Origin of the sequence: Oleidesulfovibrio sp., assembly GCF_047973035.1 — a bacterium.
Lineage (GTDB): Bacteria > Desulfobacterota > Desulfovibrionia > Desulfovibrionales > Desulfovibrionaceae > Oleidesulfovibrio.
Genome location: NZ_JBKEBF010000032.1, coordinates 133,107 through 148,353 on the forward strand (window position 1 = coordinate 133,107; position 15,247 = coordinate 148,353).

General features: G+C 53.4%; 14 protein-coding genes. 6 read left to right on the top strand and 8 right to left on the bottom strand.

Features of this window, described 5'->3' with window-relative positions:
* The 8 genes from ACK5LI_RS10220 to fliR form a co-directional block, all read right to left on the bottom strand.
* Positions 1-756 carry a flagellar basal body-associated FliL family protein gene (locus ACK5LI_RS10220; protein WP_416948896.1) on the bottom strand — a complete coding sequence of 252 codons (756 nt, stop codon included), beginning with the start codon at positions 754-756 and terminating at the stop codon, positions 1-3.
* A gap of 66 nt (positions 757-822) precedes the next feature.
* Complete coding sequence (locus tag ACK5LI_RS10225) at positions 823-1,203, bottom strand: chemotaxis response regulator CheY (protein ID WP_416948899.1); 381 nt, start codon at positions 1,201-1,203, stop codon at positions 823-825.
* 18 nt (positions 1,204-1,221) lie between these two features.
* Positions 1,222-2,019, bottom strand: a complete 798-nt coding sequence (locus ACK5LI_RS10230; protein WP_416948901.1) for a FliA/WhiG family RNA polymerase sigma factor — start codon at positions 2,017-2,019, stop codon at positions 1,222-1,224.
* Entirely contained in the window at positions 1,973-2,788 is an 816-nt protein-coding gene (locus tag ACK5LI_RS10235; RefSeq protein ID WP_416948903.1) for a MinD/ParA family protein, read from the bottom strand. The genes ACK5LI_RS10230 and ACK5LI_RS10235 overlap by 47 nt, the downstream gene beginning before the upstream one ends.
* 66 nt (positions 2,789-2,854) lie before the next feature.
* Positions 2,855-3,946: a flagellar biosynthesis protein FlhF gene (locus ACK5LI_RS10240; protein ID WP_416948905.1), complete on the bottom strand. Its 1,092-nt coding sequence runs from the start codon at positions 3,944-3,946 to the stop codon at positions 2,855-2,857.
* Entirely contained in the window at positions 3,946-6,057 is a 2,112-nt protein-coding gene (gene flhA / locus ACK5LI_RS10245) for a flagellar biosynthesis protein FlhA (protein ID WP_416948907.1), read from the bottom strand. The genes ACK5LI_RS10240 and flhA overlap by 1 nt, the downstream gene beginning before the upstream one ends.
* 21 nt (positions 6,058-6,078) lie before the next feature.
* Positions 6,079-7,152 carry a flagellar biosynthesis protein FlhB gene (gene flhB / locus ACK5LI_RS10250; protein WP_416948910.1) on the bottom strand — a complete coding sequence of 358 codons (1,074 nt, stop codon included), beginning with the start codon at positions 7,150-7,152 and terminating at the stop codon, positions 6,079-6,081.
* Positions 7,153-7,164: 12 nt separating this feature from the next.
* On the bottom strand, positions 7,165-7,950 hold the full coding sequence (gene fliR / locus ACK5LI_RS10255; protein ID WP_416948912.1) for a flagellar biosynthetic protein FliR: 786 nt from the start codon (positions 7,948-7,950) through the stop codon (positions 7,165-7,167).
* 363 nt (positions 7,951-8,313) lie between these two features.
* Between fliR and ACK5LI_RS10260 the strand changes: the two genes are divergently transcribed.
* From ACK5LI_RS10260 to ACK5LI_RS10285, 6 genes are all read left to right on the top strand, one after another.
* Positions 8,314-8,913: an IMP cyclohydrolase gene (locus ACK5LI_RS10260; protein ID WP_416948914.1), complete on the top strand. Its 600-nt coding sequence runs from the start codon at positions 8,314-8,316 to the stop codon at positions 8,911-8,913.
* 167 nt (positions 8,914-9,080) lie between these two features.
* The gene (hflX, locus tag ACK5LI_RS10265; protein ID WP_416948985.1) at positions 9,081-10,577 is read left to right on the top strand and encodes a GTPase HflX; all 1,497 of its coding nucleotides are present in this window, start codon (positions 9,081-9,083) and stop codon (positions 10,575-10,577) included.
* A gap of 823 nt (positions 10,578-11,400) precedes the next feature.
* Positions 11,401-11,655, top strand: a complete 255-nt coding sequence (locus ACK5LI_RS10270; RefSeq protein ID WP_416948916.1) for a CbrC family protein — start codon at positions 11,401-11,403, stop codon at positions 11,653-11,655.
* Positions 11,630-12,070 carry a CbrC family protein gene (locus tag ACK5LI_RS10275; RefSeq protein WP_416948918.1) on the top strand — a complete coding sequence of 147 codons (441 nt, stop codon included), beginning with the start codon at positions 11,630-11,632 and terminating at the stop codon, positions 12,068-12,070. Before ACK5LI_RS10270 ends, ACK5LI_RS10275 begins: the two co-directional genes overlap by 26 nt.
* Positions 12,071-12,505: 435 nt before the next feature.
* Positions 12,506-14,212: an FAD-dependent oxidoreductase gene (locus ACK5LI_RS10280; protein ID WP_416948920.1), complete on the top strand. Its 1,707-nt coding sequence runs from the start codon at positions 12,506-12,508 to the stop codon at positions 14,210-14,212.
* Between the two features lie 170 nt (positions 14,213-14,382).
* A complete protein-coding gene (locus tag ACK5LI_RS10285; protein WP_416948922.1) occupies positions 14,383-15,018 on the top strand; it encodes a phosphatase PAP2 family protein in 636 nt (211 codons plus the stop codon).
* Positions 15,019-15,247: the final 229 nt, after the last annotated feature.

Consider the following 15,247-nt stretch of genomic DNA (forward strand, 5'->3'; position numbering starts at 1 on the left):
TTACTTCACCAGATAGTTTTCTATAAGCAAGTCCTGTAGTTGACCATTGTCCAGATACTGATTGACCACGGCCAGAAGGTCGGTCTTCAGCGTATCCACATTTGATTCGTCCGACAAAAACAGTAGTGATTTATTACGCAGATAGTAAAAAATAGCATCACGCAGAACCACTTTTTTTGTGCCGACTTCCCAGGAAAGGCGTTCATTTTCGGTTACTGCTGCAAACTTGCATACCAGAAAACGAATCTTTCCTTCGGCATCGGTCTGCTCCACCCAGAAAGGCTCCCAAGCCACGACAAATTCGGGCTTTTTGGGTTCTTCTTCTTTTTTGGGCGGCTCTTCACCGACTTTACGGACGACTTTCTTCTTGGCTACCGGCTGCGACACGCTGCTATCTTCAGCATCGCCGGAAGGCCACAATAAAAAGGTAAGCAGCCCGATAAGCAAAAGCAATACGGCACCTGCGCCGATCTGGACCTTTCTGTTGCGGAACAGGGCAGCAGCATTGAAACCGGCCTTCTTCCTGCTTGCAGCGCCCGTGTCCAGATCCAGAGAACCCGCCGAAGACTCCTCTTCCGCGGCCTCCTCTTCCTCTTCATCGTCATCCATTAGAAACGGGGCGTCTTCGAGGTCCAGCTCAACCTTTTCTTCGCTGCCGCCACCGGACAAGTCCACAGGCTGCAGCTCTTCAGTATCAAGCTGTGTGCTGTCGCCGGCCTCGCCGCCCAAAGGGTCGTCGTCCACCATCAGCAACATGCAATTGGCCCTCTACGCCCCGCTTCCTGCCTGCACTGCCTCATGCAGTACAAGTCAGGTAACGAACTACGGAAAAATCTTATCGATTTTCTGCTTCATGGTTTCTGCGGTGAACGGCTTTACGATGTAGTTGGACACCTTAGCCTGCACAGCTTCAATGATGTTTTCCTGCTGTGCTTCGGCCGTTACCATAAGGAACGGCAGGTGGCCGAACTCTTCGCTGGCGCGGACTTTGCGCAGCAGTTCGATGCCGGTCATCTGGGGCATATTCCAGTCAGAAATAATAAAATCGATTTTATCTTTATTCAGCACGTCCCATGCGGTTGTGCCGTCGTCGGCTTCCACCACGTTGGTAAACCCGAGCTGACGCAAAATATTTTTTACAATTCTACGCATGGTCGAAAAATCGTCCACCACCAACACTCGCATACTCGGATCGTAAGGCATGCTCGTATCTCCTTGGTATTAAACAGCTCCCTGTGCTCCATATTCTTCATGGAACCGCTTGCGAAGCCGGTTAAGAGCCTGTGAATGCAGCTGGGATACCCGCCCCTCGGTAACACCCATTACCTCGGCGGTTTCCCGCATATTTAGTTCATCACTATAATATAGCGACAATACCAGCTTTTCCCTTGGTGTCAATTGATCGATAAGAGAAGCTATACGCTCGATGAGCTCTTGTGTTGCAGTAGAATGAAACGGCTCACCTTCAATATGGCCCCGCCCGTCTGCTGCAAAGGTCTCCTGAATGGCATCCAGACTGATACAAAGGTGGTTCTGCAGAGCTTCAAGACCAGCCCGAAGATCTTTTTCTTCAAGCCCTGTGGCCTGTTGCAGTTCTTCTTCTGAAGGGCGCCTGCCCTTTTCATGCTCCAGCCGGTTGATAGTATCTTCCAGAAGGCGCACCCTTTGTCGTAAACTTCGCGGAAACCAGTCCAGCCGTCGCAATTCGTCCAGCATGGCACCGCGGATACGGTTTTCCGCATAGGTATCAAACTTGATGCCCAGCTTCGGCTGAAATTTACCCAAAGCTTCCATCAAGCCCAGCGTGCCCGCGCTGATCAGCTCATTCAGTTCGACACTCTTAGGCAACTTGCCTTTCAGGCGCAAAGCCAGAAACTTGATCTTCGGCGCATAGTGCCTGACCACCTGTTCCTGCTCTGCCGGAGTAAAATCAGGCCATGCAGTATCGCCCGATTCCAACCGTTCCCAAGGGCTATTGCCTGAAGAGAAGCTTTTTCCAGAAGAACTTGATATTGCCATCTAAGCTCGCCGATACATCCCATGTTTGCACTGTTTCGGCCACCTTGCGCACAGCCAGGCTCGCAGGGCTCTGGCTATTGACAGCGCAAAACGGTTTTTGCGCCACCACTGCCTGCCGGACAGTTTTGTCTCTGGGAACAAACCCCAGCAGATCCAGAGACACCCCGCTTAAAAAATGATCGCAGGCCTTGTACAAACGGGAAAACACTTCCCTTGCGGCCTTCATATCGCCTGCCATGTTCACCAGAACCTTAAAGTGCTCCACCCCGTGATTCAGCTTAAGCACTTTTATAAGTGCGTATGCATCAGTCAGCGAGGTCGGTTCCGGAGTCAGAACAACAATGCGTTCCTGTGCGGCAATATTAAAATACAATACATTATCGTTGATACCCGCGCCAGTGTCCACTAGCAGATAATCAACCGAATCTTCAAGAACATCCATTGCCTCCAGCAGGTCAAGCTTTTGACCGGTGGAAAGCGACAGCATTTCTCCCACGCCCGAAGATGCAGGCAGAATGCGGAAGCCATACGGCGTTTCGTACAGAATCTTCCCCACGTCCACACCTTCGTGAAACAGATGAAACAGGTTCATCTGCGGTGCCACGCCCAGCACAACATCAACGTTGGCAAGGCCGAGGTCGGCATCAAGCAGCACCACCCGCTTGCCCATACGGCTCAGGCAGTAGGCCAGATTGACGGACATATTGGTCTTGCCCACTCCGCCTTTGCCGGAGGTGACGGAAAACACCAGAGGTAAATCTGCACTCATCGGGTTCGCTCCGCTATATTCGCTTTCGCCTGTGGCAAAATTTCTATGCATAAAGGTGGGATATGGCTAGCGTGCAGCCACATCGCCTGGAAGTTGTTTTTTAAATACCAGCCGCCAGATCATGGCTTCACGCGCGGGAACCAGCGAATTTTTCAGCCCCGGGCCGTAAGAAAGCGTGCTTACCGGCAAACCTGTTGAGGCCGAAAGATTAACCAGCGCCCCGAAGTTACAAGCTTCATCCAACTTCGTCCAGACAAGCCCGCAAGGCACATCATACGCGTATTGGCGTAAAAAAGCACGCAATTGCGCATCACCGTACAGCGGAGACATTACCAGCTGTATGGCGCAGTCCTGTTGTTCCAGAAATACGGCAAGGCCGTTTTTGTTCAGAGCGGCAGTAAGATTCTCTGTGCGGCCAAGGCCAGACATATCGATAATAATTTTATCGTACTCATCCGACATACGCGAAAGTTCATTTACATCGGCATGACCGGAAACTTCGCGGTAATCCATGCCGCATAGTTCTGCGTAGTGCCGCAGCATCATACGGCCGCTGCCCCGCTGGCTGTCCACATTCACCAGACACACCCGGGCAGAGGGCTCGCGCTTGCGCAGTGCCAGTGCCATACGGATAACCGCGCTGGTTTTTCCCGTACCATACGGCCCGCACACCAGCTGCACTTTCTGCGGCCACCCTTCGCTACTCCATGATCTTACCGGAACCACCTTTGAGAGCGGCTCCAGAACAGAAGCAGCAGGTGCGCTTCGCAAGTGCTTATACAACGCCAGAATTACCTTATCATCCACACCTTCCCGCTCAAGGTATTCCAGCGCAACACGCTGTCGCGGTGCGAGTTCATCAAGGCGCAAAGCAGGCTTCATCAGGGCCATCAGGTGCCCTTTGATTTCATCCCACTCTCTGTGCCACTCGCCCCAGCCCGCAGGTGAACCATCAGCACCGGCGGCAGGTTCATCGCGTCCCATACGAGGGACAGCTTCAGGCGCGCCACGCTCGACTCCCGCCGTCATCTCACACCATGACACTCCCTCTCCGGAACAATCACGCGACGAAAGAATCACGGCATCGGGGCCAAGCTCCGCCTTGATCATAGCCAGCACGGTTTTTGCGCTGGGGCCTTTGAATGTTCTCACCTGCATTAGTCAAGCACCACGTTTGCCACGGCACTAAGCCGGATGTCAGAAGGTATTTCCGCCTGTGAAACAACAGGAATGGTTGGCAGGAAACGCTGTATAAGCTGTGCCAGATGCGGCCGCACCACCGGCGAAGACAGCAGCACGGGCTGCCCGTCCGTACCGACGGCGTTTTCCACCGCCGCATTCACCCGCTGAATAAGCTGATGCGCACGGGTGGGGTCCATAGCCAGATACCCGCCATGGTCTGTCTGCCGGATGGACTCCTGAAGCAGCTTTTCCACTCCGGGATCCAGAGTTACTATAGGCAATTGCCCCTGACTGTCCATGTAGGGCTTCACGATAGTCCGCGCAAGCCGTTCGCGCACATATTCCGTAAGGGTATCGGCATCTTTCACACCCGGCCCGTAGTCTGCAAGCGATTCTACAATAGTCAGCAGGTCGCGGATGGATACGTTTTCACGCAGCAGGTTCTGCAGCACTTTCTGCACCACGCCAAGAGACAGAATTCCGGGAACAAGCTCTTCCACCGCTTTCGGCGAATGCTTGGAAAGATTGTCCAGAAGCCCCTGCACTTCCTGCCTGCCAAGGAACGAACCAAGGTTGCGGCGGAATACTTCGGTAAGATGCGTGGCAATAACGGTGGCAGGGTCCACAACGGTGTATCCGGCAAGCATGGCTTCTTCCTTCTGCGATTCGGGAATCCACAATGCAGGCAGGTTGAATGCAGGCTCGCGTGTTTCGATACCTTTGATGCGATGGCGGGCGTCTCCCGGGTCCATGGCAAGAAAGTGATCGATAAGTATCTCAGCCGAGGCAACTTCGTTCCCCTTGATAAGCAGGGTATACTGGCCGGGCTTAAGCTGCAGATTGTCGCGCAGATGCAGCGAAGGCACTACCACACCCATATCAAGCGCAAACTGCCGTCTGATCGACCGGATGCGGGAGAGCAGGTTGCCGTCCTGTTCTTCATCCACCAGCGGAATAAGGCCGTAGCCGACTTCCAGCTCAAGAGTATCCAGCGGCAGTAGAGCCTGCACCTCTTCCGGACTGTCCAGAGATTTGCCCTCGCCGCCTTTGGCTGCGGCCCCTTTGCCGGATGCGCCTGTGCGCTCGGCCACCTGCCCGCTGGAGGCATTGACCGCCTGCGCCACAAGGAACAGCAACGTGGCAAAAATCATAAAGGGGATAAACGGCATACCGGGCACCAGAGCAAATATGCAAAGCACAACGGAAACCAGCTTAAGCGCACGAGAGTTGAACGTAAGCTGCCCGATAAACTCTTCGCCCATCTTTGCCTCTGATGCGGCACGCGAAACAATGATACCTGCAGATGTGGAAATGATGATGGACGGGATGGTGGATACAAGACCGTCACCGATGGTCAGCAGTGTGTAGACGTGCATGGCATCCTGCCATGTCATATCTTTTTGCAGCACACCGATAAGAATACCGCCGATGATGTTGACCAGCGTAATGAACATACCGGCGTTAACATCACCTTGAACAAACTTGCCCGCACCATCCATGGCACCGTAGAAGTCGGCTTCCTTCCGGATATTGTCACGACGTTTGGTGGCTTCTTCCTCATCAATGAGACCGGCGTTCAGGTCGGCTTCAATGGCCATCTGCTTACCGGGCATGGCATCCAGAGTGAATCGTGCGGCTACTTCCGCGATACGGGTTGTACCGCTGGTAATTACCATCTTGTTCAGAATGAACAGAATCATGAAGATTACAATACCGATGATATAACTACCACCGACAACAAATTCACCGAACGACTGAATAACACTGCCCGCAGCATCGGTACCCTCGTCACCGTGCAGCAGAATAAGTCTGGTACTTGCCACGTTCAGCGCAAGGCGCAGCAATGTGGTAACCAGCAGCAGGGACGGAAAGATGGAAAATTCGAGCGGAGAGAGCATGAACATGGACGTGATCAGCACCAGCAGTGCCAGTGAAATACTGAGCGACAGCATGATGTCCATGACCAGCGTGGGCATGGGAATAAGCATAACGAACAGAATTACAACCACGCCACCGGCGAGCATAATGTCGCCGTGCTTTGCAAAGCGTTCGTAATCTATTTTGGGTGCTGTTCCTACATCTGCCATTGTTTTGACACTCCGCGAGTCTTATTGCCCCTGAGGCCGGGGCCTGAATTTCATCAGTGTTGCCAGCAGGGAAGCCACGGCCTGATAGAGCTCTTCAGGAATCATGTCCCCCACTTCAACCTGTTTATACAAGGCCCGTGCCAGCGGAACATTTTCGCGGATGGGAACGCCGTTTTCCCGCGCAACCTGCTTGATTCGTTCAGCCAGATGGTCAACGCCTTTTGCAAGAACTATCGGCGCAGGCGCTTCAATGGCGTCATATCGCAAAGCGACTGCAAAGTGGGTGGGGTTGGTAACGACAACGTCGGCTTTAGGCACATCAGCCAGCATTCGCGCAGCCATAACCTTCATCATTTTCTGACGCTGTTCCGCTTTAACCCTCGGGTCACCTTCGGCCTGTTTGCGTTCGTCTTTGACCTCATCTTTGGTCATCTTCAGCTTTTCTTCATAATCCCAGCGCGTGTACCACAGGTCTGCTATGGCTATGACGAGCATGGGCAGCATGGCATACTTCACCATGGTATAGCCCGTCTCTAAAAGATACGCGCCTATGGCGGTGGGCGTGGCATAAAAAAGAGGCAGGAAGTTATCAATTTCGTTGCGGATAACGATATACGGGGCGACTCCGATAACCAGAGCCAGAAGAAGGCTTTTGCCCAACCGTATGAAAGTTTGCGGAGATACAAAAATACGCTGCAAGCCTTTTATCAGATTAAATTTACTAAGCTTCGGCTTAAAGACTTTTGTTGTCCACAGCTTGCCCACCTGCAAGCGCAGCACGAGAATGGCCACAAAAGCCAGAAAGAGCATGATCGGAAGCAGCATGAACGCCAGTTTTTCTGAAATCCATAGCATAAGATCGTAAACAGACTGGCGCGAGACTTCAAAGTTTGTGGAATACCGGAAGAAATGCTCGAAAAGCGCCATCATCTGCTTGGATATGTAGTCCATATACACATACAGACCGATGGTGCCCGCCATGGTCACAAATGTCTTTGAGACCTCCTGAGACTTCGGAACGTTGCCTTCACCTCTGGCTTTTCTCCGTCGTTTCGGGGTCGCGTGTTCTGTTCTGCTAGGATCTTTCTGCGCCATGGTGCAGACTCCTTATAGCGGGCTGAGCAGCTTGAGCATGTTTGTCATTGCCGGTCCGAGACCGATAATAAAGTCCTGAACCTGATGCCGCATGATCATAAACAGCATCCCCATAAATAAAAAACCTACGCTGATTTTAAGCGGAAAGCCGATCATCAGCAGGTTCATCTGCGGGGCGGCGCGGCCCATAAGTGCCAGAGCAAGCTCTACAAGAAAAAGTGCCGCCATTACCGGTGCCGCGATGCGTACCGCCATAACAAACATATGCCCTGCAAGCGTAAGCATATTGTGCAGGGATGCAGCCCCCGTAACTATTCCGCCGGGGGGGATCAGCTTAAAGCTGTCTGTCAGCCCTTTAAGCATCACCAGATGGCCGTCCAGTGACAGAAAAACAAGCAGGCTGACCATGTAGAGAAAATGTGAAGAGATGCTGGTAGTACCGCCGGAAAGCGGGTCTGCGACACTGACCATTGTAAAACCCATCTGAAAACCCAGCAGCTCGCCGCCGGTCTGAATTCCGGCAAAAAAGAACCTTACAATCAGCGCCAGAACAAGCCCGATGACAATCTCTCCCAGCATTAACAGCATAATGGCAAAAGGATGCCCCGGCATCAGCTCTCCCGGAAATGACAGATGCGGCCATAGCGCAAGAGAAAGCACAATGCAGAACGCAGCCTTTACTGCATTCGGTACGGATTTACCGCCGAAAACAGGTAGCATGAACACCACGATACTGATGCGCATGAAAGTCAGCAGAAAGCTGAGAAAAGAGGCTTGGTCAAAATTGAAAAGGTCCATGCGCACGAATCAGCAAAAAGCAGACCACGAAGAAATCAACTGAAAAAAACCCGCCCGTGCCAACGCATAGCAGGCAGGCCACTCCTGCCCTGCCCCGATGTACGAGAGTATACCCCCTCTTTCCGTCAGGCTTCCGACAGCCTGCGCGCGCCCCCCGAAGGCCCCCTTACCGTGTCGCGCCGTGGCCTGAGTACCGCAATCCTCAGGCAGTTTTCCTCGTCCATACAGACCCGTTATCCGCTTGCATAAACATGCTCTTTGCAAAGCCTGCACAAAGCCGTTGCCCATATGCGGCAGTACAGATATTCTTGCCATCTACGGGGCTTTCTGGCACTGCCTCAAAAAACCGAATACGGAGGCGATATGGATTTTCTGCCCATCAGACGCGCACTGCTCAGCGTCACTGATAAAAGCGGGCTTGTTGAATTTGCCAGATTCCTCGCCGATAACGGCGTGGAACTGGTCTCTACCGGCGGCACTCAACGCGTGCTGACCGAGGCCGGTCTGGATGTGACACCTGTAAGCAAGGTTACCGGCTTTCCCGAAATCATGGGCGGCCGCGTAAAAACGCTGCACCCCCACATTCACGGCGGCATTTTGGCTGACAAAGACAACCCCGAACACCTTGCCACGCTGAAAGAGCTGGGCATCCGCACGTTCGACCTTATCTGCGTCAACCTGTACAACTTTGCTGACGCCGCCGCCCGCGACCTTGACCTGCTCGGCGCAGTGGAAGAGGTGGACATCGGCGGCCCCTGCATGCTGCGCGCCACTGCTAAAAACTTCCACTCCATGCTGGTACTGCCCGATCCCGCAGACTATCCTGCCGCCATGCAGGAAATGCGCGACAACGACATGCGTGTCGGCCTTGCCATGCGTCAGGCCATGGCAGTAAAAACCTTCCGCGCCACATCCGTCTACGACGGCATGATTGCCGAATACCTCGGCAGCAAAAGCGCCTAATCTAATCTATACGGAGTCCCGCCATAGCAACCAAGGTTCTCGGCAACACTCAGGGCCTGAAGCCCAGCCAGATAAAGGCGCTTTCGCGCCTGTACACACGCCGCTACCCCGCCGAGGGCGGCTATACGACAGAACAGGCACGAGAGCTTGCCGCACTCAGCCGCAGCATCAGCAGGCAGATCGCCCTGCTGGTGGACAGGCAGGGCAAAGCTTCGCTGGTGCTGGTAGGCGATACGGGCTCCATCTATATTCCCGAGCTTCCCCGCGCCCGTTCGGGCGCGGGCAGGCTGCGGGGGCTGCGCCTGCTGCACACACACCTTACAGATGCCCTGCTGTCGCAGGAAGACCTGATGGACATGCTGTTTCTGCGTCTTGACAGCGTGGGAGTTCTTACCGTTGACGAATTCGGCGGTCCGGACACGTTTCAGCATGCGCACCTTCTGCCCGGCGGTGGTGACGAACCATACAGAGTGCACCCGCCTACCCGTTGGGACAAAGTTGAAACAAACTTCAACGATCAGGCACAGGCGCTGGAAGACGAGCTTACCCGCATCACTGCCGACGCACGCGAAACTGATTCCAAATCCGGCAGGGCAATTCTTGTCAGCGTATCTCAGGCGCCAAAGTCCATTCAGGAATCATCACTGAACGAACTTGCGGAACTGGCAGACACGGCAGGTTTGACCGTAGCCGGCACTATGATTCAGCGTGTGCGTCAGACCAATTACAAATTCATTCTGGGAAAAGGTAAGCTGGCAGAACTGGAAGTTCTGGCACTTACCGGAAACGCCAGCGTCATTCTGTTTGACGGAGAGCTTTCTCCCGCGCAGCTGCACAACCTTGCCGATGTGACAGAGCGTAAGGTTATTGACCGCACCCAGCTGATTCTTGATATTTTTGCCCAGCGCGCCTCGACCCGTGCAGGGAAACTGCAGGTGGAACTGGCCCAGCTGCAATACACGCAACCACGTCTGACTGGCAAAAACAGAGCCATGGACAGGCTGGCCGGCGGCATCGGCGGCAGAGGCCCCGGTGAAACCAAGCTGGAAACAGACAGACGTAAAGTGCGCGAGCGCATTGCCCGCATCAAAAAAGATATTGAAGCACTGCGTACCCAGCGAGGCTATACCCGAGGCCGCAGGGCCAAGGCCCGCGTTCCTGTTGCGTCGCTGGTAGGCTACACCAACGCAGGTAAATCCACATTGCTGAACACCCTTACCAATGCCGAAGTGCTGGCAGAGGACAAGTTGTTTGCCACGCTGGATACAACCACGCGGCGGCTGCGCTTCCCCGAAGAGCGCGAACTCATTCTTACCGACACCGTAGGGTTCATCCGCTCGCTGCCCAAAGAGCTGAAAGAAGCCTTCCGCGCCACGCTAGAAGAGCTGGAAGCCGCTGACCTGCTACTGCATGTGGCGGATGCAGGGCACCCTGAGCTGGAAATGCAGTTGACCGCTGTAGAAGGTATCCTGGAAGAGCTGGAGCTGAACGAAATTCCCAAGGTACTTGTTCTGAATAAATGGGAAACGCTGGATGAAGAAGCCGCACAGGCTTTAAGCCACCTGTACCCGCAGGCAATAAAGGTTTCCGCCGTTACCCGATTCGGACTGGATGACCTGACAGCCGAAATCATCCGGCGCATAGACTGGGAGCGCGACCTGTAGTAGTATTCTTTAGTAGCACTCATCTGATACTATAGTAGCGCGGTAGAAAAATTCTTCTGCCGCGCTTTTTTTTGCCTCGCGAAGACTCAAAAAACCTTTTATAATGGGGGCTACAGCATGATGCTTCATAACACTCCGGTTCTTTTCATAAAAAAAGTTTTATTTTTTTAATTAACATTTACAATATATTACAAATAAAAACTATAAAAACAAGCCGTTACAAATAATAAAACCCTATAGACACAACACCGTACATGTCATACAGTTAAATCAAAGGCAGCCAGATCCGCAACGCAGGTTCATGTTGCGTACAGGCAGAAGACCTTTTGCAATATACAAACGGCAAATTGAGTTGCCATAGTATTAACAGTGCATTTTTGGTTCATTGATGCACATGGGTGCTGCATCAGGACCACGCCGCCACTGCGGCCCGACGCACAAGCTTGGTTGATATCCCGGACTTACCCAACTGCAAATGGGAGGGTCTTCTGGAAGAGACACAAAAGCATAACGGCGAAGTGAGTTGCCCATAATGGATACTAACGACATAAGTCAGAAGACGAAGCGTGTGCAAAACCCCTGATACCGTAGCTAGTTGGACGGCAGGGCCTTCCGGTAAACGGAACGCACACGCTTCTTTTTTGCCTTTTTCCATCTGCACCATTGTTAAACCTTCTTTGCAGACTCCTCCATTCTGTAAAAGCATCACAAACAGGACGCAATCAACACACAGCCTCCTTACTGCACCACAACCGCCGCTACTTATTTTTTCAGAACTCTTCCCCCGCGCTACTCTGCACCGCGCAAACACTTCGCTGCCGCATTGAGCAGTGATTTTTTTCATATATTACACACCATATCCGCATACATAAGCAGTCAGCAGCTGAGGCTTTCTCATGGTATCCGGCAAACAACAAAACGGTGCCCCTCTACTATTGCCTACCCAGCCGCCCCCGCTATACGTACAGATAAAAAACTGCTGTACTTCAAGTACCACCCGGCTCCCCTTTGCACGGGCTCGATTGTAAAAGAAACAGACACCTGCCAGTGTTGTGGCAAAAAAAGTCCCTGCATGTAGCGCGCGGGATTTTATTCCACGAGCACCGCACGCGAATTCAGCCTCTGGGCATTGCAGACGCTTTGCGGCGGAAAAATTTGATGGAGATTTCTCCGACTCTTCCCCGTTGGAAGACGAAGGAATTGCCGCACATATTATCCGCGAAGTGTGCAAAAGAACGCCGGGATACATTCCATGGCAACAGGAACGCTGGCTTTCTCACTGTCAGGATGCCTGCGAATTTCATGGAGACGTTCCTGTACAGGAATTACTGGAAGTTACAGGTGAGGAACTGGAAACTTTTCTCTTTAATCAGCTCATCTCGCAGCAGCAGTGGGATCAGCTTATTAACAGCTACGGCACATGCCGCACTGCAGTGTACAAATTCAACTACCGCCAATGCGGAAAAATTATCTACGATCTGGACTGTTCGTAAACTGCGGAACAGCTACGATACGAACTGCCCGCAAGATGCAAGCGCTGCCGCGGCGCGATCAAAAAAAGAAAAAGACAGAACGCCTTGATTATTACCCCCCTAGGGCATCATCCCGCTAAGTCCCTTTATTCGTGCATCTGCCACCCTACAACATACCCCGCACACGTTTTTCAGACCTGTTTTGCATTGCAAGAGCTTTGATAATTCTGTATTTTCTTCGCCTTGCATACTTTTGCAAGTAAGTGCGCACATACCTTGCCAATATAGAGAAAAAAGCCTAAGTCCTCCTTAAAAAGTAGGCTTACTCCGGCACCATGGTGCCTTTTTTCTCAACGTGGCGCCGCAAGCACATCTTGCGGCCCGATTCGCGTTATTTAACGCTGCGGTAGGCGTACGTTGTCCTTGCCACTTAACTCACGCAGCTCGGAGGAATCCATGCCCCAGAATATTGTCGTTATCGGCGCCGTTGCACTTGGTCCTAAGGCCGCCTGCCGCTTCAAGCGGCTCTGCCCCGAGGACAACGTGATCATGCTCGACCAGTCCGACCGTATCTCGTACGGCGGCTGCGGCATCCCCTACTATGTTTCCGGCGAAGTAAATAACCTTGAAGAACTGCAGATGACCCCCTATCACACCATCCGCGATGCGGACTTTTTCCGTGTGAACAAGGATGTCAAAGTTCTTTCGCGTACCAAGGCAGAGTCCATCGACCGCCAGAACAAAAAAGTACGCATCAAAAATCTTATCACCGGTGAAACCAGCGAACTGCCGTACGACAAGCTGGTTCTTGCCATGGGCAGCTCTCCCAACCGCCCTCCCATTGAAGGGCTGGACCTTGAAGGCGTGCACACCTGCACCACCCTTGAGGATGCAAAAGCTATCCGCGAAGCAGTCGCAGGCGGTTCCGTAAACGGTGCTGTGGTTGTGGGCGGCGGCTTCATCGGCTTAGAAGTAGCTGTATCCATGGCCGACATGTGGGGCATCAAAACCTCTGTAGTTGAAATTGCCGATCAGGTTCTGCCCGGCTTCCTTGGCAAGACCATGGTCAAGATTGCCACCAATGATCTGATCAAAAACGATGTGGATGTATTCACCAACGAAAAGGTTGTCCGCATTGAAGGTGAAAACGGCAAAGTGGCACGCATTGTCACCGACAAGCGCACCATTGAAGCCGAACTGGTGGTTATGGCTGCAGGCATCCGTCCTAACTCCGAACTGGCACGTGATGCCGGTCTGGATGTAAACGAACGCGGCGCCATTGTGGTCAACGACCGCATGCAGACCTCTGACCCCGACATTTACGCCGGCGGCGACTGCGTAACCGTGCCTAACCTTGTTACCGGCAAGCCCGGTTTTTACCCGCTCGGCTCCATGGCTAACCGTCAGGGCCGTGTTATCGGTACCAACCTTGCCGGTGGCGATGCCCGCTTCCCCGGCGGCGTTGGCACATGGTGCGTCAAATTGTTTGAGCAAAACGCTGCCGGTGCCGGTCTGACTCTTGAAGCGGCCCTGCGTGAAGGCTTTGACGCAGTAAACGTGCACGTTGAAGGTTTTGACCGCGCACACTTCTACCCTGAACACACCGTTATGGCGCTTGATCTGGTTGTAGAACGCCCCACCCGCCGCGTGCTGGGCATTCAGGGCACCAGCGGCCTTGGCGACGCTCTTGTAGCCCGTATCAACGCTGTTGCTCCGCTGCTGCAAAGCAAGCCCGTGCTGGAAGATATCTCCAACCTTGAAGTGGCTTACTCTCCGCCTTTCGCCTCTGCCATGGATATCGTAAACACTGTGGCAAACGTGGCGGACAACGTACTTGCAGGCCGCAATCACGCCCTTGACCCCGAAGAATTTGCCGTACTGTGGGCAAACCGCAATTCCGGCGAATACACCTTTGTGGACACCCGCATTGCTGCTAACGCGCAGGCACTGGTTGAAAAATACCCCGGTCAGTGGAACTGCGTACCGCTGGAAGAAATGGAACAGCGCATCAACGAGATTCCGTCCGACAAGACCGTTGTGCTTATCTGCAACACCGGCCTTCGTTCCTACGAATCCCAGTTGATCATGAACCGCCATGGCCGCAAGAGCCTGAGCGTTCAGGGTGGTATGGCTTCCGTGCTCAAGCAAGGCGGCGAAGTATAACCCACCGTAATCAGATACCCGCAAGCGGCGTGACCTTTACCGGTTACGCCGCTTTTTTATACACCGGACACCATTCCGGCCTTTGCGCTTGCCTGTAGCTGCGCAGGCAGCTAAAGTGCGCCAACCTGATACGCCCCTGAGAATCGCCTTATTCACTCCAAGGAGCCGAAATGTTTTTTGCTACCCCTCAATGGGATGCAGACCTGTTCAGACTGCTGAACGACACATGGCGCACCCCATTTCTTGATACGCTTATGCCGCTTATCTCCAACAGCCTGCTCATGTGGGGGCTGGTGGGCATCATTGCTGTAATTATCGGCATCAAAGCCAGCCCCAGACAGCGCATGCTTATTGCCGGGGGCCTGTTGCTGGTCGGCATCACTGCCGGACTTTCCGACCTTGCCTGCGGTGTAATCAAAGACACGTTCGGCCGTGTCCGTCCGCTGAACGCCCTGCCATCCACACACTTTGTGGAATTTGGCGAGTGGACACAACGCGCTGCCGACTTTGTACAGACAAAAACCAGAGGCGGCTCTTTTGTATCCGCCCACGCGGCCAACAGTCTGGCTGCGGTTCTGGTAGCCTGTTCGCTGTGGCCCAGACTGGCAATAATAATATTGCCGCTTCCGTTTCTAATGGGCTGGTCACGGGTGTACCTTGGCAAGCACTATCCCAGTGACGTGCTGGGCGGCTGGCTTGTCGGCCTTGCTGTCGCCCTGCTGGTTATTCACGCATGGCGCGGTATCCGTGCGTACCGCGATACACGCGAAAAACAGACACGCAACGCGAATCCCCCCGGGCAGTAACACCGGTAAGGAACGCAAAACATAGGTATACCGCCTCCGGCACTGGGGCAGTACAAAAGCGCTTTACAGTCAAACAACAGAATAACGGCAAGGACGTCTTACACAGACACCCTTGCCGTTTTTTCAGCCACACTTTTCTGTTTCACCACAGCGGGCACTAGACGAAAAAACTATCATCAGCCCGCTCAGATAACATCAGCCACGCCCAAAGCGCATTTTCTTCATCGAC

Coding starts and splice junctions, on each gene's coding strand:
- ACK5LI_RS10220 (WP_416948896.1), bottom strand. CDS start 756: ATGTTGCTGATGGTGGACGACGACCCTTTGGGCGGCGAGGCCGGCGAC.
- ACK5LI_RS10225 (WP_416948899.1), bottom strand. CDS start 1,203: ATGCCTTACGATCCGAGTATGCGAGTGTTGGTGGTGGACGATTTTTCG.
- ACK5LI_RS10230 (WP_416948901.1), bottom strand. CDS start 2,019: ATGGCAATATCAAGTTCTTCTGGAAAAAGCTTCTCTTCAGGCAATAGC.
- ACK5LI_RS10235 (WP_416948903.1), bottom strand. CDS start 2,788: ATGAGTGCAGATTTACCTCTGGTGTTTTCCGTCACCTCCGGCAAAGGC.
- ACK5LI_RS10240 (WP_416948905.1), bottom strand. CDS start 3,946: ATGCAGGTGAGAACATTCAAAGGCCCCAGCGCAAAAACCGTGCTGGCT.
- flhA (WP_416948907.1), bottom strand. CDS start 6,057: ATGGCAGATGTAGGAACAGCACCCAAAATAGATTACGAACGCTTTGCA.
- flhB (WP_416948910.1), bottom strand. CDS start 7,152: ATGGCGCAGAAAGATCCTAGCAGAACAGAACACGCGACCCCGAAACGA.
- fliR (WP_416948912.1), bottom strand. CDS start 7,950: ATGGACCTTTTCAATTTTGACCAAGCCTCTTTTCTCAGCTTTCTGCTG.
- ACK5LI_RS10260 (WP_416948914.1), top strand. CDS start 8,314: ATGGATTTTCTGCCCATCAGACGCGCACTGCTCAGCGTCACTGATAAA.
- ACK5LI_RS10280 (WP_416948920.1), top strand. CDS start 12,506: ATGCCCCAGAATATTGTCGTTATCGGCGCCGTTGCACTTGGTCCTAAG.
- ACK5LI_RS10285 (WP_416948922.1), top strand. CDS start 14,383: ATGTTTTTTGCTACCCCTCAATGGGATGCAGACCTGTTCAGACTGCTG.